Consider the following 23,801-nt stretch of genomic DNA (forward strand, 5'->3'; position numbering starts at 1 on the left):
AGTTTTGTCACGGAATAGAAAATTTCGTACAGGTTGTGTCTATGATAATTTGGCTTGGCAGTTGGCAGGAAACTGACTGAAAATTACCCAATAGGCGTCCGTTCATGCAGGATCGGACGCACGAAATTCTATTCGGACATATAGAATGGATATAATCGGGCCTGCATAAGGGACCGCAAATGCCAGACCGGCCAGAAAGCATGCCCAGTATGGCTTGTGCAGGATGGAAGTATTTTGAGTACAGTTGGTTTCTATGAGGGTGTTGACCTGTTCATCTCGGTGCTGGGATTGATGCAGGCGGGCTTCCTGGGCGTTTTGTTGTTGTCCGAGGGGCGGCGTGCCTACCGGGCCAATCGCTGGATGATACTGTTTATCGCTGCTGTCAGTGCGAACCTGATTGAAGATGTTCTGGATGTTTTTAGCGGACCCGCCCTTAATTTTTACGGGACTCTTTTCTTTCTGCCATTCAATTTTGTGATTGCGCCTGCGATCTATCTTTATTTTTGCGAGGTTTCAGGCCGCACAAAGTTGAATTACGGGCTGCATCTGGCGACTGTGCCTGTTGTTGCCAACTTGACATTCTGGTTGCTGACGGGCGTCGGGACAATGCCGGTCAATGGCGCGTTGACCTATGAACTGGCCGAAAAAACCAGCCCGCTTATGGTTGCTTTGCTCAACATTATTCATTTTGGTCTGTATGTGCAGGCGGCGATTTATGTTGTTTTACTCTGGCGGGTAGCGATGCGCTATTTCCGGCAAGTCCAAAAGCAGCTTGGTGCCCAACGCGAAGATATGGTGCGCTGGTTGCGCAGTGTTTTGGGCAGCGTGTTGTTTATTTTTCTGGTTTTTGTCGTGCAGGAGATGGCTGCCGACTTTCGCTGGGGAAGCTGGCTTTGGTCGTTTCAGTTTTTAAACGTGGCCTTCCTGCTGGTGTTTTTTTGGCTGAGTTACACATTGGCAGCACATCAGGTTGTTTTTGTACTGCCCGATTGGGATGACACCGACGGTTACGGTATTGATGATGATATTGACGCAGCCGAACAGGCCCGACAGGGTTATGGTGGCGGAGTAATGCGGGACGGGATGGTTGCCAGTCAGCCAAATGTCACATTAATCAGTTTATATGATAAAGGTGAGGGCGAAAAAATAAGTGGCGGAAATTCAGGGGATACAGAGTCGCCAGTTCGTCACTTTCTGGACAAAAACGACTCCGCCCTGGTTGCCGGTGAGGCGACAGGATCATTCAATGGTTTGGCCGGTCAACCCGGTGGTGCGCCTATACCGCCCGATATGCGCCATCAGGCGGGGGCAGCCGGGCCTGATGATGCTTTGTGGGCAACCGGTGCTGCGGGGGTATCAGGTGCTGAGGGGGCAAAGGGATCGGGCATATCTCTGCCGGTAGATGCGACCGTTCCCCGCCCCCTAATGGATGAAGATGATGCCGCGCGGGCCAAGCGTCGCCTTATGATCATTCACGGGCAGGGGGATTTGTTGCATGACCCGATGATTTCACTGCCCAAGCTGGCGCGTGCTGTGGGCATTTCCCCCAACCAGCTTTCTTATGTTTTGAATCACCATATCGGCCAGAACTTTTTTGATTTTGTGAACAGTGCCCGCATTGCCGAAGCTCGGCGGATTTTGCTGGGCGAACCGGACCGGCCCATTTTGGATGTGGCCATGACGGTGGGGTTCAATTCAAAATCGACTTTCAACCTTGCCTTTAAAAAAATCACCGGCGAAACCCCCAGTAGCCTGAGAAGAAAGGAAAATGGCACGTCCTGATGCGCATTCGCACGTTTTGCACGTCCGAACGTATCTGCGCGGACGCCGCACTGCCATAAAACCGGCATGTTGGTCTGAAGATTGGGACACGAGCAAACTGCGTGGGGGCCTGCGCCCTTAAAAAACCGATCATGACAAATAAATGACGGAGATATCTTCAGGATATGAAAGTGTATCATTTACGTTACGGCCTGTTGCCGGTGAGCCTGGCGGTGGTGACATTGGCGGTCACATTGCCTGTTGTCGCAAAGGCCGATGACGCAACCGCATCAAAGACGGTCAACACCACTATGCCGGCAAAGGGCGACGAGGGCACGCAAACCACGTCCTATCGCGATCAGTGGTTGAAGGGGCGCTTTCGGTTGGGAGCATTGGGCACGGTTCGTACATCCCCCTATCGTGGGGCGGATAACGCCGATTTTGGTGGCCTGCCCACGTTGGCCTTTGATAGCGAACGCCTGCATGTTGGTCTTGATGGCATCAGGGCCAAAATCGTTCAGGGCAATTGGGGCAGCGTTTCCATTTTGGGAAATGTGCGCATGAAGCCGTTTGATGATGATGACAGCAGCTATTTGCGCGGCCTGCATGAACGTGACTGGGCCTTTGAAACCGGCGTGGCCTATGACCGCCGGTTTGGCCCGGGTAATGCCCATATCGAGTTTTTGCACGATGTCAGCGGAGAACATGAGGGCAAGCAGTTTGATGCGACCTACAAGGTGCCGTTTCAAACCGGTCGGTTCAAGTATGAACTGGGCGGTGGTGTGATGTGGCGGGATTCCGACCTGAACAATTATTATGTCGAGGTTCGCCCCAACGAGGCCCGTGCCGACCGTGCGGCCTATTCGGCCGATAGTGCCTTTTTGCCGCATCTTGATGCGTCGGTGGCGTATCAATTGACGGCACAGATGATGGTGCGTGCCAACGCCAGCGCCACCTTCCTGCCCAATGAATATACCGACAGTTCAATCATCGAGGATGACGTGATTTATGGTGTTGGCCTGGGGCTGGTTTACCAGTTTTAATCCCCGTTGCCAGGCTGGCAAAGCAGGCAGTGCAACCAGATCCGTCCCCCACCGGATGCACTGTCTGCCGTTGCCGCATCAATGGGGAACATGCCATCAGGTAATGGCGTTGGCGTTACGTAAAATCAGCGATGTGTTGATACCGCCAAAGGCAAAATTGTTCGACATGACGTGCGTTGCGTCAATATGGCGGGCGCTGCCTTTGATATAGTCCAGCTCGCCACATTGCGGGTCCACCTGTTCCAGGTTGGCGGTGGCAACAAAGCGGCCTTCGCGCATCATTTCAATGCCCAGCCAGGCCTCGACTGCCCCGCACGCGCCCAGCGAATGGCCAAAATGCCCCTTTAGGGTATGTAGCGGCACTTCGCGGTTAAACACTGCCCGCGTGGCAAGGGTTTCGGCAAGGTCGCCGTGGTCGGTGGCGGTGCCGTGCCCATTCACGATGTCGATGTTGCTGGCACCCAGCCCGGCATCATCAAGGGCCCCTTGCAAGGCAACCTGCATTTTATCAGCCGCGGGCTGGGTAATATGGGTGCCGTCCGAATTGGTGGCGAAACCGGCAATTTCGGCATAAATCGTCGCACCGCGCGCACGGGCATGTTCGTATTCTTCCAAAATCAGGGTGCCGGCCCCTTCACCAATCACCAGCCCGTCGCGCCGCGCGTCATAGGGGCGCGGGGTGTGGCTGGCATCGTCATTATTGGTGCTGGTGGCAAACAGGGTATCAAACACTGCCACCATTGTCGGGCACAGTTCCTCCGCCCCGCCGGCAATCATTACATCCTGCATGCCATATTTGATGGCTTCATAGGCATAACCAATGCCCATGCTGCCCGATGTGCAGGCGGTTGATGTGGGAATAACCCGCCCGCAAATACCATACAGCACGCCTATATTGACCGCCGCCGTGTGGCTCATCATCTGGATATAGCTGGTTGCGGTAATGCCGTTCGATGATCCTGTTTCAAAAAGCTGGGTAAAGCCCAAAACCGGCGGCGTGCTGCCAAAGGATGAGCCATAGGCAATGCCCATCCGCCCGCCTTGCAAAATGGCTTGATCATCACGCAGGCCTGCATCCATCAGGGCATTTTCGGTGGCGGCAAGCGCCATTTGCGCCACCCGGCCCATGCTGCGCAACTGTTTGCGGCCAAATTTGCCCGCCAGTGAAAAATTCTGTACCGGGGCGGCCAGGCGGGTGCGCAGGTCGTATTTGCCTTCCCACTCTTCCATTCGGCAAATGCCGGTTTCGCCGTTATTCATGCGGGTGCGAATGCTGTGCCAGTCATTGCCAAGGGCGGTAACACCTGACATGCCAGTCACAACCACACGGCGGGGAAAATGGCGGGTCATAACATGCCCCCATTCACGCTGATGACCTGGCGGGTAATATAGGCGGCATCGTCACTGCATAAAAAGGCGATTGTGGCGGCAATTTCATCGGTTTTGCCAAACCGGCGCAGCGGGATCATGGCGCGCAAGTCGGCCTCGGGCAGATCGGCGGTCATTTGGGTTTCAATAATGCCCGGTGCAACGGCATTGACCGTGATATTGCGTTTCGCCAGTTCCAGTGCCAGCGATTTGACAGCCCCGATAATCCCGGCCTTGGAGGCGGCATAGTTAACCTGCCCGCGATTACCGGCAATCCCGGCAATGGAGGTGAGCGCGACAATACGGCCGGGCTTGCGACGCTGAACCATTGGCATCACCAGCGGCTTGATGACATTGTAAAAACCGCCCAGATTGGTATTGATCACCGTATCCCATTCGTCATCTTCAAGGGCTGGAAAGGCCGCATCCCGCGTTAGCCCGGCATTTAAAACCACACCATAGGGGGCACCGTTGTGCGCAAGGTCGGCCTCGATTGCGGTGCGGGTTTGGTCGCGATTGGCGATATCGAATTGTATCGGGCGGGCATTGCGGCCAAGGGCGGCAATATCGGCGCACACCGCATCGGCCCCGGCGCGGTCGGAATGATAATGGACAATAATGTCAAAGCCATCACGGGCGAGGCGGCGGGCGGTTGCCGCGCCAATGCCCTTGCTGGCACCTGTTACCAGAATGGTGTCTGTCATCGAACCCTGATATTCCATTATGATGTTGGCGTATCTTCTGCCTTTGGCTGATACACGTTTATGCGCGCGCTGACAATGATCTGCCCGTCCCGGCAAACGGTGCCGTCAAACACGCCCATTTCGCCATCTTCAAAGATATTTTCAACATCGATTGTCAAATGGTCGCCCGGTTTGAAAAAGTCATCCTGCAATGTCATTTTTCGGGTGCCGAGCAAATAACCGATGCGCGGTTCGCTGTTGCCGGTTTTGCTGGCCTGCCAGGCGCGCCAGCCGCTATAGGCCGAAACTGTCTGGGCGATATATTCGATGCCGACATAGGATGGAACACCGTTTGCCGCGTCATAAAACATGCTGTTTTCATCAATGTGAACAGCAGCCTTAAGGGACGTGTCATCGGCAGCCAGAATGCGGTCAATCAGCAACATGGGGCGTGCGTGGGGCACCAGCTTTTCAATGGCAGGAAAGCCATTTTGTGCCGGTGTTTCTGCGGGGGCGGAGGGGCTGTGCCGGTTTGGCATTCCGATGGGCCTTGTTTGGGTTGAAAATTGTCAGATATGGGCTGTTTGGGTGTTTTTAGGGCTGGTTCCAGCCGGTTGCCAGAATAACCGAGGCATTGCTGCCGCCAAAGGCAAAGGAATTGCTGAGCATGGCGCATTTTGGCATCGGTGGCAGTTGGTTATTGTGTTCGGAAACCAGCTTGATGGCGGGCAGGTCCGGGTCGGCCTTGCCATCCCATATATGCAGGGGCAGGGCGGCCCCCTGTGGTGCATCACACAGGGCCAGATATAAAATCGCACTTTCAATCGCCCCGGCAGCACCCAGGGTATGGCCCGTCAGGGGTTTGGTGGAACTGACCGGTACATGATCGCCAAACAGGTCGTGAATGGCGCGCGATTCCATGCTGTCATTAAGCGGGGTGGCGGTGCCGTGCATGTTTAAATAGGTGATGTCCGCCGGAGTCATGCCTGCCTGGTCAAGGGCGGCAAGCATGGCGGCCCGTGCGCCGGTGCCTTCCGGGTGTGGGGCGTTGGGGTGGTGGGCATCCGATGTTTCGCCAACCCCCATCACGGCGATGGCGGCGGGGTCGCGCCGCATCATGAAAATGGCCGCCCCTTCGCCAATATTGATGCCGTCACGATTGGCACTCATGGGGCGGCAGCGCCCTTCTGCCACCGATTGCAGGGCAGCAAAACCGGCAATGGTCAGGCCACACAGGCTATCCACCCCGCCCACCAGCACCGCGTCGCAAAGCCCTGCCTTTAACAACCGCTGCCCGGCAGAAAAGACCTTGGCACTGGATGAACAGGCCGTGGAAATGACATAGGCAGGCCCGCCCAGCCCCAGGGCCTCGCGCAGGAAATCGGCTGGGGCACCAATTTCCTGGCCGGAATAGGTAAAATCTTCGGGAAGGGCACCTTTTTGCAGATATTCCCGATAGGATTGTGTGCCTTCATCAATGCCCGATGTGCTGGTGCCGAGGATGACGGCAATGCGCTGTTTGCCAAAACGGTCAATGGTTTGGGCTATACAATCATTAATCTGCCGGGTGGCTTCCCATAACATCCGGTTGTTGCGGGTATCGTGATGCTGCAAATGGGCAGGCAGGGCACCAGGTTCGCGCGCAATCATGCCCACGGTCACGGTGCGATCAGGCAAAAAGCTGCCAACTTCAACCATATTGGCCGCGCGTTTGCCCGCCAGGGCTTGCCGTGTTTCATCTGCCGTCATGCCAAGGGCGGAAACCATGCCCATTGCATGCAGATAACAGGCCGGGTGTTGCGGTGTGCCAGCCCGGTTGGGGGTGTCTGTGCAATTGTCAGGCGTCGCGGTGTTCCCGTGTGGAACGGTCGATGTCATTGGCTGTCAATCCGCGATGACTGGATGTCGATCTGATAGCCATCGCGCAGGTTATGCAGGCTTGCCGCCCCCTGCCAGCGATCCTTTTCAGGATAGGTGATGGCGCTGTATGGCGTGCTTTTGCCGTTTTCGTCGATGGTGACAATCTGGCGGGTATCCGGGTTCGACACCATTGCCATATTGGCAGGCAGGGCATCGCGCACAATGTCGGCGGGCCAGTAAACCATCATGATATCCACGAGCATACGGGCGGGGTCAAAGGCATCGGGCATCCAGTCGGCCTGCTCAAAGCTCAGGTCCCGTTCGCTCCAGTTGATCTGCATGGCACGACGGCCCATCGGGTCCAGCATCACCATATGCACCTGGCGCGGGGCCAGGCCAATGCGGGCCTGAAAATCAACCGACTGGCCGTTTTGCCAGGTGGCATGAACCTTTTGGATCACATCAACCCGATTGGCATCCTTGGGCCAGGGCATTTGCGGCAAGACAAACAGGGCATTTTGATCATTGTTCAGCGCCACGATATGGTCGGGTTCGGCCGCATTCAGCGCCGCTTCATGCTGCTTTGCATGTTCTTTTTGCTGCGAATTGGAAAAATCGATGGTGCTCAAATCAATGGTGCCCAAATCAAAGGGCAATTCCATCGGCTTGGAGCAGGCAGCCGTCAACAAGGACGTGGCAATGATAAAGGCAGGACCAAATTTCACAGGCTTAACTCGTGTAACAGGTTCAAATATCGGTCTGTCTTGGCGACCAGCGGGTTTTCCATATTCCAGGCATATCCGGCCAAAATCGACACCACCATGCGTTTTAACTGCAAATCGCGATCTGGCTGGTTAAAAATAATCTGCTGCAGGCGGCCATCATACCATGCCTCGACATAGGATTTGAATGTCGCGATCCCGGCATTCAGGGGCTTGGCAAAGTCGTTTTTCCAGTCAGGCGCGTCTCCGTTATGGCGGGCAATCAGGGCTTTGGCAGCCAGTTCGGCGGAATAGAGTGCAATGGTAACGCCCGAGGAAAAGACAGGATCCAGAAAACCTGCTGAATTTCCCAATAAAACATAGCCGTCACCATAAAGATGGTCATTTCCGCTGCTATAGCTGGCAATGGCGGCAAGCGGGCGAGTTTGTTCGGTATTTTGCAAAAGCGCGCCCAGCGCGGTTTCGCCCAGCAGACGGGCAAATAACGCGTCGTCATTTTCATAGGTGCGGGCATCTGGCGCATCGGCCAGGGGGGATTGATCGTCCAGCGGGTACACCACGCCAACCGATGCGGTGCCATCGGCAAACGGGATCAGCCAATACCAGATATCGTGGTGGTCGGGATGCACCGTGATCAGGATTTTGTTGCGGTCATACTCGGTCGCGGTGATGTGGTCGCGCATATGGGTAAACAGGGCCCGGCGCGGTGGCAGCGGGGCGGTATTGGCTGTTCCGCGCAATTTGGGAATAACCCGGCCATAGCCGCTGGCATCAACAACAAAACCAGCCTGAATGGTGTCGGTTTGGTCATTATCATCCTGCCAGGTCAGGTGGCAGTCGCCCTCGGCCAGGTCAGCTGCAATAATACGATGCCCGAATTTGACCGGCACACCCGCCTTGATGACGGCGTCAATCAGGGTTTGATCAAAGGCATCGCGCTTGACCTGAAAGGTCGTGCTCCAGCCGTCATCCTCGAACCGGTCGTGAAAATCGATGCTGCATTGCTGGTCGCCCCGGGCAAAGGCCGCCCCGTTTTTAAACTGAAAGGCCTGTGCTTCTGCCTGGGCCGCAATGGTGTCGGCCAGGCCGCATTTTTCCAGCACATTCATGCAAAAGGGCAGCAGGCTCTCGCCTATGACAAAACGCGGGAAATGGGCTGCCTCCAGCACGATGACGGATAAACCGGCATCGTGTAAAAACTTTGCCACAACCGCCCCGGCCGGGCCTGCACCGATAATGGCAATGTCATAGTTACGCATTGCCACGCCCCTGTGTGTTATGTGCCCGGTTACGGTGGGCTGGTCTGTCATCGTCATACATATCTTCGGTATCTTCGTCTTCGTCGTCATATGCCAGATCATGCGAATGGCCCGCCGGGTTCATGCTGCGCCGCCCCGCCATGACAGGGGCCAATATCCAGGCGGCGACCAGGCCAATGGCAATAACGGTGCCAATATCGCTGACCAGGGGGACCGAACTGGTTGCCAGCAGGCCAAAGGCCAGCACACTGCTGATCAGGGACAGTAACACCGCAAGGCTGGTATCCTGGTCATGCGTGCTATGGCGGCTTTCGGCCAGAAACAGCACATAATCCGCCCCGATGGCAAAAACCAGAAACAGGGCCATTGTGGTAAAAAAGTTGTGCGGCACCCCCAGGGCAAAGCTTCCCGCCAGCGCACATAAAACGGCCCCGGCGGGGGCGCCAAATACACAAATGCCATCGCGCAGGCCATAGCGGAAAACCGCCAGGACCAGGGCGGCAAACATGGCAACCCCCAATGCCAGATAGGCCCAGTGGCGATAGCGGCCAAACAGGTCGGAAATGGCGCTGGCCGGGTCGATCAGATGCACATTTTCCAGGTCGCCCAGCGCGGTTTTCAAGGCGGTCACATCTTTAACCCCGCGCAGGCGCACCAAATCCCCGCTGCCCGATTGCAGGTTGGCCAGTTCGGGCAAAACAAGGAGCGTGGCGGCATCGGGTACCAGGAAGGATGTTTCGCTCGGGGCTTGCGGGCTTATCTTAATTGGCAGGTTCTGGGCCAGTTGGGCGGCAAAGGGCGTGTAAAGTTTATCGTTCACCAAAGCCATGTTTTCGGCCTGGCGTTTTTGTGACGGGATGACATCGGCCATACTGACCATGCCGCTCAGCGTACCATTTTCCAACAGCGGGGAAAGTTTCTCGCGCAGTTTTTCTTCGGTTTGCAGGCGGTCCTCGGCGGTTTTGCCATCGACGCGCAAAAACATCGGGCTGGCCCCCAGGCCCATCACATCGCGAATGGTGATGGTTTGTTTGATCAGGCTTTCATTGCCATGCCCCAGATTGCGGATGCTGTCATTGCTGGTGATGTAATGGCTGCACGCGGCAAAACCTGCCAATATCACCACCACCAGCGATAACCGCCCCCAGGTGGGCGGCGTGATGCGATATTGGGCATAACGCAGGGCGGCAACTGACCGGCGAATGGGCAGGTAATTGCGCACCGGCTGCACAGGCAAAAACGGTAGCAGGAAAATAACGGTCAAATAAGCAGCAATCAGCCCTGCGACTGAATAAATGGCTATTTGGGTGAGCAGCAGGGTCGGGCTGATGGATAGGGCGGCAAAGCCGACGACGGAGGTGATCAGCCCCAATGTCAGGCCCGGCAAAATCAGCCGCAGGCGCTTGCGCGCATTACCGCGTGCCGGATCAATGCTGACATAATGCAGGGCATAATCCACGGCAATGCCAATTAGGCTCGCACCAAAAACCAGAGCAATGGCATGAACCGTGTTGAAAATTATGGTGACGGCGGTAATACCCGCTAAAATGCCGCTGCCGACCGTAATCAGCGCGGCGAGTAACGGCCCCCAGGAAAAAAACACCAACCCCACCATAAAGACAATGCCGGTGGTGGCGAGCATGGCAATGCGTTTGACATCGGCTTTGGCGTGGCTGGCCTCGGCGGCGGCAAAAAACACCTGACCGCTGCGGGCAACTTCAATATCGGTGGCTTTTTCCAGGTTGGCGGCAACCCGGTTGGCATCATTCACCCATTGGGCATCCCGGTCCGAACTGGCAAGGCGCGGGTCAAGGGAGGCAATAACCGGCACATAAAACCGCCCATCGCGACGAACAGCACCGCTGCCATCGCCCAACTTGCCTGCCATCGCCGCCAGGTAATGCGGCAGTAATGAAAATGGATCATCCCGTAATGAACGGGCATTTATGGTGCTGGTGGGGGAATAAATGCTTTGCAGGGCGCGGCGATACAGTTTTGCGCCCTGATCCGCCTTCAGGGCCTTGCGGTCTTGCGGGGCAAGCAGGGCCGTGGCATGGGGTTGAAAAAAGGCCAGCAATTCGGGCAGGCGTCCGGCCTGATCATCCGGCGTGGTGACTTTTTCGGTGCCGTTGATCCAGGAAAGCCGCCCGGCAAGGTCGGTTGCGGCATTAACCGCGCGTTCCCGCGTGGGGGCGGAAACCATGAAAATGGCGCGGCGGGAATCCTGCGCCAGCACATGGCGGACATTGTCGATATCATTATACATGTCGCTGTCTTCAGGGTTTTCCTGCCCGATCAGCGAAATGAAATCGGCATCAATCCGGGTGTGGCCGCCGCCAATTTGCCAGGCGCACCAGGCAGCGGCCATCACCAGGCAAATGATCCAGGCGGTTGCGTGGCGGCCTGTCATTGCGCAGGGGTTCCGGGCAGAAGGGATGCCTTGTCTTTGGGCAATGGCAGGGCCTTTGCCTGCTGGTCGCTTAGCGTGATGTCGTCATAATCACCGCCGGGTTTGTTTATGCGCACCTGATCGACATAGCGGGTACCACTGGCAACAATATCAATGACCTGCCCGCCAATCGCGCTTTCGCCAAACGGAACCAGCCGCACTTGCCACGGCGTTTGTGTCGGCGGGGAAAATTCAACGTGGAAACGGTTTTCCAGGGCCGACCAGTTGCCTTCCAAAACCGATGAAATCAAATCGACAAACACGCCAAATTGCGCATTGCCATCTACAACACTGCTTTTTTCGCCATCGGCATCAATGTTGGTAATGCCCGCCGGGCCCAAAATGGTGGTGCCGGGAAAGGGCTTTGTCGTTTGCCAGATCAGCCCGCTTCCGGGAACCAGCGTAAACTCGCCGTTTGATTTTAGCCCGTTGTCAAAACCTGCCAGGTGACGATCCAGGGAAAATTCCCCGGCAAGATATTGTCCCTTTTCCAGGGCTGCTGCGCCGGGGCGGGCGAATGCAAGTTGGGGCAACAGCACCGTATTGCTGATAAATGCAATAAATAGCAGGGAACGCACGAAACGGGCACGGATCAATTCATTGCCTCCAGCTTGTCGATCAGAAAGTCGGGGCTGCGAAACAGCATTTCGCCGCTGGCTTTTTCGACTGCAACCTGAATGGTGAAACCCTTGGTCAGTTTTTCACCGGTTTGGGCATCCGTAATCAGGTAATTGATTTTCAATCTGTTTTCATATTCGATCAATGTGGCGGTGATTTGAATTTTTTGCCCGAACCGGCAGGGGCGGACATATTTTACCCGCATGTCGACCACCGGCCAGACATAGCCCGACGCATCCATTTGCGGGTAGTTATAGTCAATCAGATCAAGCAGGGCGCAGCGGGCCTGTTCAAAGAACTGCACATAATTGCCATGCCAGACCACATTCATCGGGTCCAGATGATAAAACTGGATGGTTTCGGTAATGCTGGCGCTGATCATTTTGGGGTGTGGCCTGCACTGTGACGGGGCCGGTTTTTGCCAAAGGTCATCGTTGGGACAGTCTTGTTATTTTTGGTCATTTTCATCCCCTGGACGGGCCCAGAAATCAAAAAAATTGTACCATTGTAACGGATGTGCTCGAACCCGTTTTTCCAGCCATGCCATATAGCGGGTGGCATAGTCGGTGATGGCTTCGGTGCGGGTGGCGCGCGGCAAAAAAAGACGGTCGGTCAGTTTATCCCAGGCAATTTCAAACCGCCCTTCATTGCGCCATGCTGCCGCCATGTAAACCGGGCAGCCCAGCAAATGTGCCAAAATAAATGGCCCCTGTGGCAATGGGGCGGGATCGCCCAAAAACGGCACCATCACGGTTTTATCGCGCGCGCCAATGGCAACGCGGTCAGCGGCGATCACAACCCATTCGCCCTGTTCTACCTTCTGGCTTAACATGATGGCAGTATCAGGGCCAATTTCGGTGACTTCGATGAGGTTAACCTGGGATTCCGGGGCCAGCTTTTTCAGCACCTTGCCAAAGCGGGCGGCATTTTTTTGATGGAGTAAAACATTGACGCGAAAGTCGCGGTCACGGCTGGCAAGGGCACGGATGATTTCGATATTGCCAAAATGCGACACCAGCAAAACAATCGCCTGATCCTTGGGGATATAGGAAAAAATATTGTCATGCCCGTCTGGCAAAACAATATCATCCAGTTTCATTTCCCCGGTCCAGCCTGCCACCTTATCCAGGGCGGCCTCGCCAAACCGCCAGAAATGGGCAAAACTGTCGCTCCAGCGCGGCGGGCGCGTGCCGTTTACCCGCGCCATTTTGCGCAAATATTTGCGCGATGCCTTGCGCGCTGTTTCCCCGGTTAAAAAGAAATAGGCAATGACGGGAAACATGACCGCAAGGCATAACCAGCGCCCGCCTGTTTTATAAACCCAGCCCAAAAACCGCATGCCCCAATACATGCCGCGCTCGTCAATATCGGCCCAGTGGCGCGCGGGCGAGGTATCGCTTTTGGTGGAAAAACGGGGATGCGTGCGGTGATGATCGGTGTTTTGGGGCCCACGCTGCCAGCGGCAGCCCTGCAAAACAAAGCCGGGCAGGCGCAGGATCATGCCCAAAACCAGCCGGGTGTGCATCAGCGTGATCCGCACATTATCCTGCCACATGCGGAAATTGGAAATATTGCCTTCGGGATAAATCACCTCGACGGGGACATGGACAACATCCACCCCGCGCCAATATTGGCGCACCATGATTTCGGTATCGAAATCCATTTTTGCGCCAACACCTTCGCGCTGCCAGACCAGAAGGGTGGTATCAAGCGGATAGACGCGAAAGCCGCACATGCTGTCTTTGATGTGAAGCGACAGGGTTTCCACCCAGACCCAGAAATGTGTGATCCAGCGGCCCAGTTTGCGCCCGGTAGGGATGCTGTCATCATAAACCGGTTTGCCGGTAATAATGGCATTGGGGTTATTGCGGGCCGCGCGCAGCATATCGGGGATGCGGGCCAAATCGTGCTGGCCGTCGGCATCGACTTGCAGAGCGTGGCTGTATCCGTGGCGTTTGGCGGCAGCAAAGCCCTTCATTACGGCAATGCCCTTGCCGCAATTTTCGTTCAGGCGATAAACCGTGACCCCGTTTTGGGGGGCATGCAGGCGGGAAATGGCATCCCGCGCCAGGGTGGCCGATCCATCATCGACAACAAAAACCGCAAGGTCGTGGGCACGCAGCGCGCTTACCACATCGGCCAGCACCGTGTGATGGTTATGGGTCGGAATAACCGCGCAAATCTGCATGAAGGCATCTGTCCTTTAACTGGCTTGCGAGAATTTGAGGATGCCGCTGGAATAGTCGCCATCCAGGCAGGAATAGGTGAATTTGACCTGGCCGCGCGCGGCGTCATGCGTCAATTGAAGGTGAATTTGATCATCCGGGGTGATGACTTTGCGGTATTTTAGCTGGGTAACTTCATAAGCCGTGATCACAATATCGAAAGCATCCTGGGCATAGTGAACGGCCCAGTGCAATTGCACAACACCCGGCAAAATGGGCGAACCGGGGAAATGCCCCTGAAAATAAAGCATATCTGGCGACAGGCGCAGGGTTAGCCGGGCGCTATCATTTTCGCGTGATCGGGCCACAATGCCCGGCAATAAGGCGGGCGGCGTGGCGGGTGCCGGTTGCGCAAATAGTGCGCGGAGCAAATGCAATGGTTTTTTGCCCTGGCTGTCTGTTGGCAGGGTGTCCACAAAACGCCAGCGGCGCGGCAGGGCGGCGTCTTCCTCGTAATGGCTGATATGGCTGCGCAAACTGCGCCCGGTTTGAAACGCACCCTGTGCCTGCAAATGTTGCTGGCCTTGCGGGGTTAGCACAACAATGGCCCCCAGCCGGTTGTCGGCATCATCGGGCAGCAGGGCAACGGCATTTTCAACCCAGTCATGGTTGCGCAAATGGGTTTCCACCCGATCCAGCGAAATGCGTTTGCCTTCGATTTTCACTATGCGGTCCGCCCGGCCCAAAAGGCGAAAACGGTTTTGCCCGGCAAGGCCATCAAAGGCAACGCGGTCGGCGGTATGATACCAGTTGTCCCCGTTAATATGCGGGGCGGCGACCATCAGGCAGCCTTCGGCATTTTGGCTGGTTTTGACATCGGGCAGCGGCTGCCACGGGGTATCGGTGGTGGTTTGTTGGCGCCAGGCAATGCCCCCGGTTTCGGTACTGCCGAGAATTTCGGTGGGCCAAATGCCAAGGGCGGCGTGTGCCTGACCTGCCGATTTTTGATCCAGCGGTCCGCCCGAACAAAATATCCGTGCTGGTCGTTGTGCTTCGGCCAGGTCCGGGTGCAGGCGCTGCAAATGGGCGGGGCTGGCAATGATGATGTCGCCAGTGCCAAGGCCGGGAATAATATCCTCCCAGAACCGGGCCTGACGCGCCATGAAAGGCACCCCGGTCATGACCGGCCAGATCACACGAAACAACAGGCCATAAATATGCTGGTGCGATACCAGGCCCCATATGCGGCATCCTGCCGTCAGGTCTGCCTGCCAGAGTGGTGTTTGCAGGGCCATTTCGGCCTCAAGCTGCGCGAGTGTTTTGCCAATGGCCTTGGGTGCGCCGGTGGAACCGGATGTATAAAATGTCGCACGGCAGGTTTCAGGGGCGGGTATATTTTGCGCCAGTGTCGCGATATGGCCCTGTGCCATCAGGCGGTTTTCGGGTTCGGCCAAAATGGCGGCAATCGCGGCATCGTTTAAAAACAGGTCAAAGCTACCGGCTATTTCATCAAGATAGCCCTGTTTGTCGCTGGCAGGCAGCACGGGTATGCCCCGGACCAGCCAGGTTGCGGCCAGGGCAACTAAAAACAGGCGGGTTGACTGGCAATGGATGGCAATATTGGCTGCTGCGTTATTTTTGCCCAGATACGTTGTTAGTTTGGCAATGTCGGCGGCAATCATGCCACGGTCGAAGGCGGTATTATCCTCGAAACAAATAACAGTCTCGCGGGATTTTGACATGAGTAGCCCTGGCAGAAAGCCGTTCATGCGCTCGGGTTCCTGTTTTCGTGGCGCCGGCGCAGCCAATGGCGAACCGGCCATTCGCCAACAAATAAAATGCCTGTCAGGACATAGGAAATAAACCCGTTATACAGGGTCCATTCTTCCAGTGTGCCCCACAGGGCCGTTGCGGTGGAAATGCCAGCACTACACAGCAAAAAGGCCACCCACACGCAGGTGAGTTTGCGGGTATAGGCAACGCCATAATCATCCAGGTCGGGGTGGCGCAAGCGGGCAAAGCGTTCAATCATCGAGGGCGGGTATTTGAGCGACAGGGCAAACACGCCGGCCAGCACCAGATTGATAAAAACCGGATACATCCGCAGGGCCTGCATGTGTGTCTGATAGCTGATGCCGGTAATGATGGCGGCAATGGCCAGGGTCACAAGGGCCGCACCAATTTTTTTGGATACCAAAAATAGCACCGCACGGGCGACAATCAGAACCAGCAGGACGCCCAGCACAATGCGGGCGGAAAAATGTGATAGCCCGTAATAGGCCAGCACGGGATATGCCGCCCCGATCACGGCAATCAGGATGGCAAGAATGCGCTTAGGCGTTGACCAGGGCATGTATTTTTTCCACTACATCGTCAACCGTGCGCACCGAACGAAATTCGGTTGCCGGGACCTTTTTGCCGATCAGTTCCTGAAATTTTACAATCAGGTCCACGGCATCAATGCTGTCCAGGTCCAGATCCTCGAACAGGCGGGCGTCGGGTGAAATGTCTTCGCTGGGCACTTCAAACAGATCCACCAGATAATCGTGCAACTGCTGATAAACATCCTCGCGGCTTTGCATGGCAGGTGTGGTCATGCCTGCCCCCGCGACATTTCAATGAATTTTGCCAAATTATGCACCGAAGCAAAATGGGTTTTCACGTCATCATTTTTGGCATCAACGCGCACATCGTATTTTTTTTGCAGGGCGACACCCAGCTCCAGGGCATCGATTGAATCAAGGCCCAGTCCCTCAACAAACAGGGCCTCGTTACTGTCGATATCCTCGATGCGCAAATCTTCAAGATTAAGCGTTTCAATGATGAAAGCTTTAAGTTCGGTCTCAAGCGTGGTCATGGCTTAGCCTGTCGCAGAAATAGTTTTTTATGACCGCCGTCAGGGCGCGGGCCTGGCGCGCACGCCCTTCGGACGGGTCTGTCTTTCCCGTTACGGGTATAGTCGATCCGACACGAACATTATAATGTATTTTTGTGGGTGGTATTTGGTACCACGGTGTGCCTTTTTTCAGGGTGTCGTGATTACAGTGCACGATCACGGGAATCAAGTCGGCAGGGGCGCTTATTGCAATATTTGCCACACCGCGTTGCAACGGCCCCAGTATTTCGCCGCTGGCGGTGCGCGTGCCTTCGGGGAAAATCATGACACAATCACCATTGCGCAAATGGCAGGCGGCATCTGCCACCAGTTTTTCAGGGTTGTCATCATTGCGAATAAACCCGGCGGCGCGCACAACGCCCGCCATAAACGGGTTGCGAAACAGCTGGTGTTTTACCACACACTGGCAGCGATCCATTTGCGCCAGAATGATCACCACATCAAGCAGGGTGGGGTGGTTGGCAATAATCAGTTTACCGTGCGCCTGATTGAGTTTTTCGCGCCCGTCAAATGCAACCGATGCCACCCCGGTTATATCCAGGATAAAGCAAAACAGCCGAAAGCTGCGACATATGACAAGCTGTGCGGCGTGCCGGCGTTTTGTCCGGTCGCGCAAAACCAGCATCATCAGGGGAAACAGGGTTAGGGCCAGCAATAATGCGCCAATGCCAAAAATGCAAAAAGCCAGTCCCGTGGCGAATAACCGCCAGGCCTGACTGATTTTTACAATCAGTCCCCCAAAAAATGTCTCACCCCGGTTTTGCCCCCGTTTGTTGGGAGGATTGCCGGGGCGGTGATCACGGGACGGGGGTATCTTATCCATGATGCACCATGTTCCAGGCAAAGCTGTGCCCGGTGAGAAGGCATGTTGCCCCCTGCCGGTTTGCGGCACTGGTTTGAAGGGGGGCCAGAAAATCAGCCATTTGGCAGGCATGGGCGCAGGGAAAGGTTGCGTTGCGGTCCGGTGCCTTTTCCGGCGGTACGGAAATTGGCTCAAATTCCAGCGTGACCGGCGGCATGCCGTCGTCTGACGGGGTGGTCGGCGTTTGGGGGGCTTCCAGGCGCAGGGCAAAGGCAGTGCCCTTCATGCCTTTTGGGTCGTTATGCGCATAAACATCGGGCAGGGGCAGGTCGATATAAACAAGGACAACCGGGCTTTGCGGGGCATCTGCCAGTTGAGTCAAACCCTCGGTCAGGGCAGCGATGAAGCTGTCATTGCCTGCCGAAATGGCGTTGTGAGATTGTGTGATGCCCCAATTGATCGAGGCAATGCCGACCAGTGCGTTATGCACCGACATACTGAAATCGGCGGGCGAGGGAATTTCCTCGCGTGCGATTTGGCCCAGCAGTTTCAGGGTGCGTTCGATATTGCCATGTCGCGATGAAAAAATGACCCGGCAATTGCGAATGTCATCGGAGGGAAAGCCATCAAGCACCTGGCCCAGAACCTCGGCGCTGGCGCGGCCAAAAAGGTCCAGGCGCCTGCGCCAGGCGGGCGCAATGCCGCGCGCCAGGTCTTGATTGTCAATCCCGGCTGCTTTTCCGCCAGACAGATGTGTCGTCAGGGTCGGTTGCGTGGCATGGTCCTGCCAAAGCGCCCATCGGGAAATAGAAGCCGGGATAGACTGCATCTTGGACTGTTTGCTTTCCTCAGGAAGCCGCAGCAACAGCCGCGGCAACTTCGCGCTGGATATCAACCTTGAGATTATTGATCCAGCGATTGTAATTTTTATGAATGGTGCCGCTACTATATTTCAGATTGGTGCTATCGACATACAGAATTGAAAATTCCTGCGGGGAAAAATCGATCTCGACCTTGGCAACGTGGTCACGCGGGGCATAGGTTGCCATCAGTTTGCCTGTCGACAGTTTTTTAACCGTCCATTCGCGCGAACTGGCCGCTTTGATGATGGCGTCCTGAAGCTGGTCCATTGTCAGCTTTTGTGTGTCATCGGGAAAAGGCTGGCTTTCGACCTGCATGATCGGCGCGGTACAAGCCACAACAAATAATGTCAGCATGCCCAGCACGGCAAATTTTAATGAACGCATCATGCAGTCAGGCTCCTTTATACTTTCAATGGTGTAAAACAGGGTGGCGAAATATGCTTTTGTACGGGGGCAGTGCCACGTTTTGCAACTTTCGATATCCTGTTGTAGGGCATTGAAAGTGATCAAGTAAACAGGGTGCGCCGCATACTATCCATAAATGTGATCAAATTGACCGCAAGGATCAGCTGTGGCGGGCCTGCAGTAAACGCGCATTTCGCACTGCTGTTCCTGGTTGTTTTATGTTGTTTGTGGTCTTTTGCTGTCGGGCCGTTTGTCCTAAAAGGCAGTGTAGGGGATGTGTCCCTGATAGGATAAAGGGCGAAATGCGGAAATAGGATGGCGCAATGCAAATAGTGTCCGCCTTTGAAGGCAGGGTTTTCTGGGGCTGGAAACGGCTTGATAACCTGCCGGAAAACCGCCTGGAACGGCGACAGGTGACATCGGATGTGGCGCGTGGTGCCCTGTGTGATCTTGCGGTAAAGGTAACGGGTGAAAGCGGCCTGACCTATCATCGTGATGACGAAGGCAAGCCTGCCATTCGCCGGACGGAAAATAGCGGGTTTTATGGGGCCAGCATTTCGCATAGCCGGGATATTTTTGCCGTGGCCTTTTGCCTGGCGGGTGCCGTCGGCATTGATATTGAATATCGCGACCTGGCGCGCAAAATTGCCCGGCTGGAAAAATGGCTGTTTGGCGACCGGCGGGAAAATTCCAATAGCCACGATGCGCAACGCATGGCCCAGCTTGCCAAGGATCCGCGCCAGAATGATTTTTACCAGCAATGGTGCGTGTATGAGGCGATTTTCAAATGCACCGGCATTAATGACCCGGCGCTAAAACTGCCTTCTGACACGGTTTATCTGGATGAATGGCCTGATTATGCCGGGGCATTGGTTTGGCAAGGGACCTGACAGACAAATCGTTTTAAAGGCATGACGCAGGAAACGCCCGATCACGCGGCGTGGTCGGGCGTTTTGAGCCGTTATTTTTAATGTTGGCCGGGGTTAAGCCGCATCTTCCACGCGCAGGCCATTGGCATCAAAAATATGCCAGTTATCCCGGCTGGCAACAGACAGGTTCACACGTTCGCCCATGCGGACGGGAACGATTCCGCCAAAACGGACATTGATGTCACTTTGCGCCGGATCACCAAACCCGCAATGCAGTTGAACAAATGTGTCAGAACCCAAATGTTCGACCGATAAAACCGTACCCTGCAACGTTGCCGTACCATCATCGGCTGCCAAAACAAGATGTTCGGGACGCACGCCTACCGTTACCGGTTGCTGTGCTGCCAGTTTGTAAGGCAAGGGCAGGGCCGTGCCCGATGGCAAGACCAGATCACCGTTTTCGTTGGTTGTGGCTGTCCAGAAATTCATTCTGGGGGAGCCAATAAAGCCGGCGACAAACTGGTTGACCGGTTTTAGATAAAGGTCCAGCGGGGACCCGACCTGTTCGACGGTCCCGTCGCGCAAAACCACAATCCGGTCGGCCATTGTCATGGCTTCCACCTGATCATGGGTGACATAAATCATGGTGGCCTTCAGGGTGCGATGCAGGCGGGCCAGCTCCATGCGCATGTCAACCCGCAGGGCGGCATCCAGGTTCGATAACGGTTCGTCGAGCAAAATAATTTGTGGATCCCGCGCCAAAGCCCGGCCAATGGCAACGCGCTGGCGCTGGCCGCCCGATAACTGTTTTGGGGTGCGGTCAAACAGTGGCAGCAATTGCAGAATGGTGCCGATTTCGTGTGTTTTTTCCTCGATCCCGGTTTTGGATTTACCGGCCATTTTAAGAGGGAAGCCAATATTTTCCGCCACTGTCATATGCGGATAAAGCGCATAGGACTGAAACACCATGGCGATATCGCGCGCAGAGGCGGAAAGATGATCCACCCGTTTTTCACCCAGATGAATTTCCCCGCCAGATATTTCCTCAAGCCCGGAAATCAGGCGCAGCAGGGTTGATTTCCCACAGCCTGACGGCCCGACAAAGACAACCAGTTCCCCATCCTCGATCGACAGATCAACGCCTTTGATGACGTCGGCACCCCCAAAGGTCTTGGTGACATTTGACAATGATATGGATGACATCTCAGGCGTTCTCCACTTGATCGAAAGTGATTTGATCGGATGCAGGGTGGTGGGGCTGTTCGAGCAACGCCCGAATGCGGCTGTTTAAATCATGCAGAGCAGGATAACGGCGCGGGTGGCTGGCAATGGCTTTGCCTGCCACCTCGATGCCGACATGCAGGCAGTTTGCCAGTTCAACGCCGTGCTGAAAGGCCAGCAGGAAGCCCGCATTGAAACAGTCGCCTGCGCCCACGGTATCGATGACGTTGATTTTTTCAGTGGGTGCTGCATGAAGGACATGGTCGTTTTGGCATGCCGAGGCCCCCTGGCTGCCGCGTTTGACAATAACAATCCCGTTGGGGGCCAGTTTGGGGCTGATGGCCCGCATATGGGCATCGACATTGGCGGTAAAATCATCAATTGTGATGCCCAGCAATCCGGCGGCTTCGACCTCGTTGATCAACAGGATGTCCACCAGGGGCAGCCAGTTTTGCAGGTGGTCCTGAACCGTATCGGTCCAGCCGCCGGTGGGCCAGGCGGTATCAAGGGCGACGATGGCCTCGGCATCGCGTAATTCGCCAAGCAGACGGGTGCAGTCAGGCACCAGGCGCGGCATCAGGAAATTGCCAACCAATAGGGCGATGGCACCTTTTAATTCGGCATGTTTCAGCATGGCGCGCGCCATGTCGGCATCAAAAAGGGCGCTATGCCCCTCGTTAGAGAGAAAGGTTCGTTCCTTGTCGGAATGGGTCAGGCCGATGGTCACGGATGTCACAGCCTTGCTGTGGTGCCAGTGATCGGCCAGCGGGCCGAATTGCGATTTCAGCCATTGTCCCATTTCATCATCGCCGATATTGACCACCATGCGCTGATGGGCACCAAGGGCCATCAGGGCGGCCCCAAATATGCCGCCGCCGCCACCCACCCGCATTTCGTAATCGGGATAGACGGTTTCGGTACCCCGGTCGGGCCAATGGTCCACCGGGCCCAGCAACTGGTCCACATTGATGGTGCCAATGGAAATGATTTCGCGCGTTGGATCGGGCCGGCGGGGCTTATGGGATTGGGGTGTTTTACGCATGACATTCATCCCTTAACACTGCCACTGGCCAACCCTGAAACCAGGGTTTTTTGCATGAAAAAGGCCAAAATAACCGGTGGCACGGCAGCCAGAATACCGGCAGCCGAAATCAGGCCGTAATCGGCAACGCGACCGGCGGCCAAATCGGCAATGGCGACCGTGATGGTTTTGGAACGGATGTCGTTGGTAAATAACAGTCCATAGAAAAATTCATCCCAGGACAGCAGAACCGACATCATGACAGCCGCGCCCAAGGCGGGGCGGGCGATGGGCAGGATGACATACCAGATCGCCTGTAACCGGTTGGCCCCGTCAATGATGGGTGCTTCGTCCAGATCGCCGGGGATCGTGTCAAAATTGCTTTTTAACAGCCAGGTCGCGAAGGGCAGCAGGATGGAACAATAAACCACGATCAGGGCAAAATGCGTGTTAAGCAGCCCCAAAGCACTCATGACCGTATAAAGCGGTAACACAAGGGCGACGGGTGGCAGCATGAAGATGGCGATCACGGCATAAAGCAGATTTTTACGACGCGGGCCGGGCATGCGCGAAAAGCTGTATGCGGCGGGAATGGCCGCACAAATTGACAGTCCTGTCGCGGCAAGGGCAATGAAAATGCTGTTGCGGATGGCATACAGGAAACTTTGCGACGGGGTGTTTTCGGCATAGATCAGCAAGCTGCGATAGTTTTCCAAGGTTGGGCTATCGGGCCACCATTCCAGGGGCAGGGTTGTCAGATGGGTGGATGAACTGATGCTCATGATAAACAGCCACAGGACGGGCAGGGCAATGACCAGTGCCAGCAGGGCCGCGCCCAGATAAATCGCTATTTTTTTTGCCAGGGATGTTTGCATGATCAGGCCTCTCCGTGCTTGCGGATCAGATACATGTAACCGGCAATCAGGCAGGCGCTGATCAGCACCACGATCAGGGCATAGGAAGCCCCGGACCCCACCCGCATATAGGCGAAGGCTTCCTGATAGACATAAAAGCTGACGGTTTTGGTGCTGCTGGCCGGGCCGCCGCGTGTCATGACATAGATAATGTCAAACACCTTGAAGGCCTCGATCGTGCGCAGGACCAGCGCCACACTAAGTGGCCCCATAATGGCAGGCAGCGTAATGCGCCAAAACCGGTTCCACATGCCCGCACCGTCCAGGGTTGCGGCTTCGTATAAATCCCGGGGGACGGTTTGCAGGGCGGCAAGGGCAATGAGTGCGACCAGGGGGAAGTTTTTCCAGACATCGGCAATAATCACCATATCCAGTGCCGTTGCCGGATCACCCAGCCAGGAGCGATAGGCATCCAGCATCCCCAATTGCACCAGCAGGGCATTCAATGCCCCGAAATCGGGGTTGTAAATCAGCCGCCACATCATGGCATTGACCACGGTTGGCAGGGCCAAAGGCAGGATCAGCATGGCGCGCAGCAGGGTGCGACCCACAAATACCTCGTTTAAAAGCAAGGCCACCATCACGCCGATCACGACTTCCGCGCCAACGGAAATAACGGCAAAATAGGTGGTGTGCCAAATGGCCTCGCGGAAATTGGCCGAAGACAAAGCCCGCACATAATTGTGAAACCAGACCCAGCTATCGGTCAAATCCGGGGCGACCAGTTTGGCCCCCGTCATGCTGAAATAAATGGTTTTGATCAACGGGTATCCGCTGACCCCAAGGATCATCACGATCATCGGGGTCAGCAGTAGCCACGCCGTCACCGTTTTACGATGGGTAATCATAGCGGTGGTTTCGGCTCCGAATGGACGTCAGAGA

General features: G+C 55.7%; 24 protein-coding genes. 3 read left to right on the plus strand and 21 right to left on the minus strand.

The window, feature by feature from the left end:
* Window positions 1–234 precede the first annotated feature (234 nt).
* On the plus strand, window positions 235–1,782 hold the full coding sequence (locus tag LF95_RS16375; RefSeq protein ID WP_073956057.1) for a helix-turn-helix domain-containing protein: 1,548 nt from the start codon (window positions 235–237) through the stop codon (window positions 1,780–1,782).
* A 170-nt stretch (window positions 1,783–1,952) separates the two neighbouring features.
* A complete protein-coding gene (locus LF95_RS16380) occupies window positions 1,953–2,804 on the plus strand; it encodes a MipA/OmpV family protein (RefSeq protein ID WP_168173716.1) in 852 nt (283 codons plus the stop codon).
* 96 nt (window positions 2,805–2,900) lie between these two features.
* Here LF95_RS16380 and LF95_RS16385 read toward each other — a convergent pair whose 3' ends face one another.
* From LF95_RS16385 to LF95_RS16465, 17 genes are all read right to left on the minus strand, one after another.
* On the minus strand, window positions 2,901–4,154 hold the full coding sequence (locus LF95_RS16385; RefSeq protein WP_073956059.1) for a beta-ketoacyl-ACP synthase: 1,254 nt from the start codon (window positions 4,152–4,154) through the stop codon (window positions 2,901–2,903).
* The gene (gene fabG, locus LF95_RS16390; protein ID WP_073956351.1) at window positions 4,151–4,876 is read right to left on the minus strand and encodes a 3-oxoacyl-ACP reductase FabG; all 726 of its coding nucleotides are present in this window, start codon (window positions 4,874–4,876) and stop codon (window positions 4,151–4,153) included. Before fabG ends, LF95_RS16385 begins: the two co-directional genes overlap by 4 nt.
* Before the next feature lie 17 nt (window positions 4,877–4,893).
* Window positions 4,894–5,394 carry a hotdog family protein gene (locus LF95_RS16395; RefSeq protein WP_073956060.1) on the minus strand — a complete coding sequence of 167 codons (501 nt, stop codon included), beginning with the start codon at window positions 5,392–5,394 and terminating at the stop codon, window positions 4,894–4,896.
* Window positions 5,395–5,449: 55 nt separating this feature from the next.
* On the minus strand, window positions 5,450–6,733 hold the full coding sequence (locus LF95_RS16400; protein ID WP_083607731.1) for a beta-ketoacyl-[acyl-carrier-protein] synthase family protein: 1,284 nt from the start codon (window positions 6,731–6,733) through the stop codon (window positions 5,450–5,452).
* Complete coding sequence (locus tag LF95_RS16405; RefSeq protein WP_073956061.1) at window positions 6,730–7,440, minus strand: DUF3261 domain-containing protein; 711 nt, start codon at window positions 7,438–7,440, stop codon at window positions 6,730–6,732. Before LF95_RS16405 ends, LF95_RS16400 begins: the two co-directional genes overlap by 4 nt.
* Window positions 7,437–8,696 carry an NAD(P)/FAD-dependent oxidoreductase gene (locus LF95_RS16410; RefSeq protein WP_073956062.1) on the minus strand — a complete coding sequence of 420 codons (1,260 nt, stop codon included), beginning with the start codon at window positions 8,694–8,696 and terminating at the stop codon, window positions 7,437–7,439. Before LF95_RS16410 ends, LF95_RS16405 begins: the two co-directional genes overlap by 4 nt.
* Window positions 8,689–11,106 carry an MMPL family transporter gene (locus LF95_RS16415; protein ID WP_073956063.1) on the minus strand — a complete coding sequence of 806 codons (2,418 nt, stop codon included), beginning with the start codon at window positions 11,104–11,106 and terminating at the stop codon, window positions 8,689–8,691. The genes LF95_RS16410 and LF95_RS16415 overlap by 8 nt, the downstream gene beginning before the upstream one ends.
* Window positions 11,103–11,741 carry a LolA family protein gene (locus LF95_RS16420; protein WP_073956064.1) on the minus strand — a complete coding sequence of 213 codons (639 nt, stop codon included), beginning with the start codon at window positions 11,739–11,741 and terminating at the stop codon, window positions 11,103–11,105. The genes LF95_RS16415 and LF95_RS16420 overlap by 4 nt, the downstream gene beginning before the upstream one ends.
* Window positions 11,738–12,145, minus strand: coding sequence for an acyl-CoA thioesterase (locus LF95_RS16425; RefSeq protein ID WP_073956065.1), 408 nt, complete (start codon window positions 12,143–12,145; stop codon window positions 11,738–11,740). Before LF95_RS16425 ends, LF95_RS16420 begins: the two co-directional genes overlap by 4 nt.
* A 66-nt stretch (window positions 12,146–12,211) precedes the next feature.
* Entirely contained in the window at window positions 12,212–13,951 is a 1,740-nt protein-coding gene (locus LF95_RS16430; RefSeq protein ID WP_073956066.1) for a glycosyltransferase family 2 protein, read from the minus strand.
* Between the two features lie 15 nt (window positions 13,952–13,966).
* On the minus strand, window positions 13,967–15,670 hold the full coding sequence (locus LF95_RS16435; protein ID WP_168173717.1) for an ApeI family dehydratase: 1,704 nt from the start codon (window positions 15,668–15,670) through the stop codon (window positions 13,967–13,969).
* A gap of 23 nt (window positions 15,671–15,693) precedes the next feature.
* Window positions 15,694–16,281: a COG4648 family protein gene (locus tag LF95_RS16440; protein WP_073956068.1), complete on the minus strand. Its 588-nt coding sequence runs from the start codon at window positions 16,279–16,281 to the stop codon at window positions 15,694–15,696.
* Window positions 16,262–16,525 carry an acyl carrier protein gene (locus LF95_RS16445; RefSeq protein ID WP_252509794.1) on the minus strand — a complete coding sequence of 88 codons (264 nt, stop codon included), beginning with the start codon at window positions 16,523–16,525 and terminating at the stop codon, window positions 16,262–16,264. The genes LF95_RS16440 and LF95_RS16445 overlap by 20 nt, the downstream gene beginning before the upstream one ends.
* Window positions 16,522–16,785 carry a phosphopantetheine-binding protein gene (locus LF95_RS16450; protein ID WP_073956069.1) on the minus strand — a complete coding sequence of 88 codons (264 nt, stop codon included), beginning with the start codon at window positions 16,783–16,785 and terminating at the stop codon, window positions 16,522–16,524. Before LF95_RS16450 ends, LF95_RS16445 begins: the two co-directional genes overlap by 4 nt.
* The gene (locus LF95_RS16455; protein WP_168173718.1) at window positions 16,772–17,647 is read right to left on the minus strand and encodes a lysophospholipid acyltransferase family protein; all 876 of its coding nucleotides are present in this window, start codon (window positions 17,645–17,647) and stop codon (window positions 16,772–16,774) included. Before LF95_RS16455 ends, LF95_RS16450 begins: the two co-directional genes overlap by 14 nt.
* Window positions 17,640–18,455, minus strand: coding sequence for a beta-ketoacyl synthase chain length factor (locus LF95_RS16460; protein ID WP_143182067.1), 816 nt, complete (start codon window positions 18,453–18,455; stop codon window positions 17,640–17,642). Before LF95_RS16460 ends, LF95_RS16455 begins: the two co-directional genes overlap by 8 nt.
* 19 nt (window positions 18,456–18,474) lie before the next feature.
* The gene (locus tag LF95_RS16465; RefSeq protein ID WP_083607735.1) at window positions 18,475–18,876 is read right to left on the minus strand and encodes a hypothetical protein; all 402 of its coding nucleotides are present in this window, start codon (window positions 18,874–18,876) and stop codon (window positions 18,475–18,477) included.
* A gap of 341 nt (window positions 18,877–19,217) precedes the next feature.
* On the opposite strand from LF95_RS16465, the gene LF95_RS16470 reads away from it, so the two are divergent.
* Complete coding sequence (locus LF95_RS16470; RefSeq protein ID WP_073956071.1) at window positions 19,218–19,784, plus strand: 4'-phosphopantetheinyl transferase family protein; 567 nt, start codon at window positions 19,218–19,220, stop codon at window positions 19,782–19,784.
* A gap of 93 nt (window positions 19,785–19,877) precedes the next feature.
* Here the strand turns inward: LF95_RS16470 and LF95_RS16475 are convergent, their stop codons facing one another.
* Genes LF95_RS16475 through LF95_RS16490 form a run of 4 tightly spaced genes read right to left on the minus strand, consistent with a single transcriptional unit; the run spans window position 19,878 to window position 23,767 of the window.
* On the minus strand, window positions 19,878–20,966 hold the full coding sequence (locus tag LF95_RS16475) for an ABC transporter ATP-binding protein (RefSeq protein ID WP_073956072.1): 1,089 nt from the start codon (window positions 20,964–20,966) through the stop codon (window positions 19,878–19,880).
* Window position 20,967: 1 nt separating this feature from the next.
* Window positions 20,968–22,026 carry a carbohydrate kinase family protein gene (locus LF95_RS16480; RefSeq protein ID WP_168173719.1) on the minus strand — a complete coding sequence of 353 codons (1,059 nt, stop codon included), beginning with the start codon at window positions 22,024–22,026 and terminating at the stop codon, window positions 20,968–20,970.
* 5 nt (window positions 22,027–22,031) lie between these two features.
* A complete protein-coding gene (locus tag LF95_RS16485; RefSeq protein WP_073956074.1) occupies window positions 22,032–22,880 on the minus strand; it encodes a carbohydrate ABC transporter permease in 849 nt (282 codons plus the stop codon).
* Window positions 22,881–22,882: 2 nt separating this feature from the next.
* Window positions 22,883–23,767 (minus strand): carbohydrate ABC transporter permease, encoded by an 885-nt coding sequence (locus LF95_RS16490; protein WP_073956075.1) that lies wholly within the window; start codon window positions 23,765–23,767, stop codon window positions 22,883–22,885.
* Window positions 23,768–23,801: the final 34 nt, after the last annotated feature.

Source organism: Thalassospira sp. TSL5-1 (genome assembly GCF_001907695.1).
Lineage (GTDB): Bacteria > Pseudomonadota > Alphaproteobacteria > Rhodospirillales > Thalassospiraceae > Thalassospira.

Bases quoted from the DNA above. Each gene is read 5' to 3' on its own strand.
- LF95_RS16475 (WP_073956072.1), bottom strand. From the start codon at position 20,966: ATGTCATCCATATCATTGTCAAATGTCACCAAGACCTTTGGGGGTGCC.
- LF95_RS16435 (WP_168173717.1), bottom strand. From the start codon at position 15,670: ATGTCAAAATCCCGCGAGACTGTTATTTGTTTCGAGGATAATACCGCC.
- LF95_RS16485 (WP_073956074.1), bottom strand. From the start codon at position 22,880: ATGCAAACATCCCTGGCAAAAAAAATAGCGATTTATCTGGGCGCGGCC.
- LF95_RS16450 (WP_073956069.1), bottom strand. From the start codon at position 16,785: ATGACCACGCTTGAGACCGAACTTAAAGCTTTCATCATTGAAACGCTT.
- LF95_RS16385 (WP_073956059.1), bottom strand. From the start codon at position 4,154: ATGACCCGCCATTTTCCCCGCCGTGTGGTTGTGACTGGCATGTCAGGT.
- LF95_RS16440 (WP_073956068.1), bottom strand. From the start codon at position 16,281: ATGCCCTGGTCAACGCCTAAGCGCATTCTTGCCATCCTGATTGCCGTG.
- LF95_RS16400 (WP_083607731.1), bottom strand. From the start codon at position 6,733: ATGACATCGACCGTTCCACACGGGAACACCGCGACGCCTGACAATTGC.
- fabG (WP_073956351.1), bottom strand. From the start codon at position 4,876: ATGACAGACACCATTCTGGTAACAGGTGCCAGCAAGGGCATTGGCGCG.
- LF95_RS16425 (WP_073956065.1), bottom strand. From the start codon at position 12,145: ATGATCAGCGCCAGCATTACCGAAACCATCCAGTTTTATCATCTGGAC.
- LF95_RS16395 (WP_073956060.1), bottom strand. From the start codon at position 5,394: ATGCCAAACCGGCACAGCCCCTCCGCCCCCGCAGAAACACCGGCACAA.
- LF95_RS16415 (WP_073956063.1), bottom strand. From the start codon at position 11,106: ATGACAGGCCGCCACGCAACCGCCTGGATCATTTGCCTGGTGATGGCC.
- LF95_RS16480 (WP_168173719.1), bottom strand. From the start codon at position 22,026: ATGCGTAAAACACCCCAATCCCATAAGCCCCGCCGGCCCGATCCAACG.
- LF95_RS16445 (WP_252509794.1), bottom strand. From the start codon at position 16,525: ATGACCACACCTGCCATGCAAAGCCGCGAGGATGTTTATCAGCAGTTG.
- LF95_RS16430 (WP_073956066.1), bottom strand. From the start codon at position 13,951: ATGCAGATTTGCGCGGTTATTCCGACCCATAACCATCACACGGTGCTG.
- LF95_RS16410 (WP_073956062.1), bottom strand. From the start codon at position 8,696: ATGCGTAACTATGACATTGCCATTATCGGTGCAGGCCCGGCCGGGGCG.
- LF95_RS16455 (WP_168173718.1), bottom strand. From the start codon at position 17,647: ATGGATAAGATACCCCCGTCCCGTGATCACCGCCCCGGCAATCCTCCC.
- LF95_RS16460 (WP_143182067.1), bottom strand. From the start codon at position 18,455: ATGCAGTCTATCCCGGCTTCTATTTCCCGATGGGCGCTTTGGCAGGAC.
- LF95_RS16465 (WP_083607735.1), bottom strand. From the start codon at position 18,876: ATGATGCGTTCATTAAAATTTGCCGTGCTGGGCATGCTGACATTATTT.
- LF95_RS16470 (WP_073956071.1), top strand. From the start codon at position 19,218: ATGCAAATAGTGTCCGCCTTTGAAGGCAGGGTTTTCTGGGGCTGGAAA.
- LF95_RS16490 (WP_073956075.1), bottom strand. From the start codon at position 23,767: ATGATTACCCATCGTAAAACGGTGACGGCGTGGCTACTGCTGACCCCG.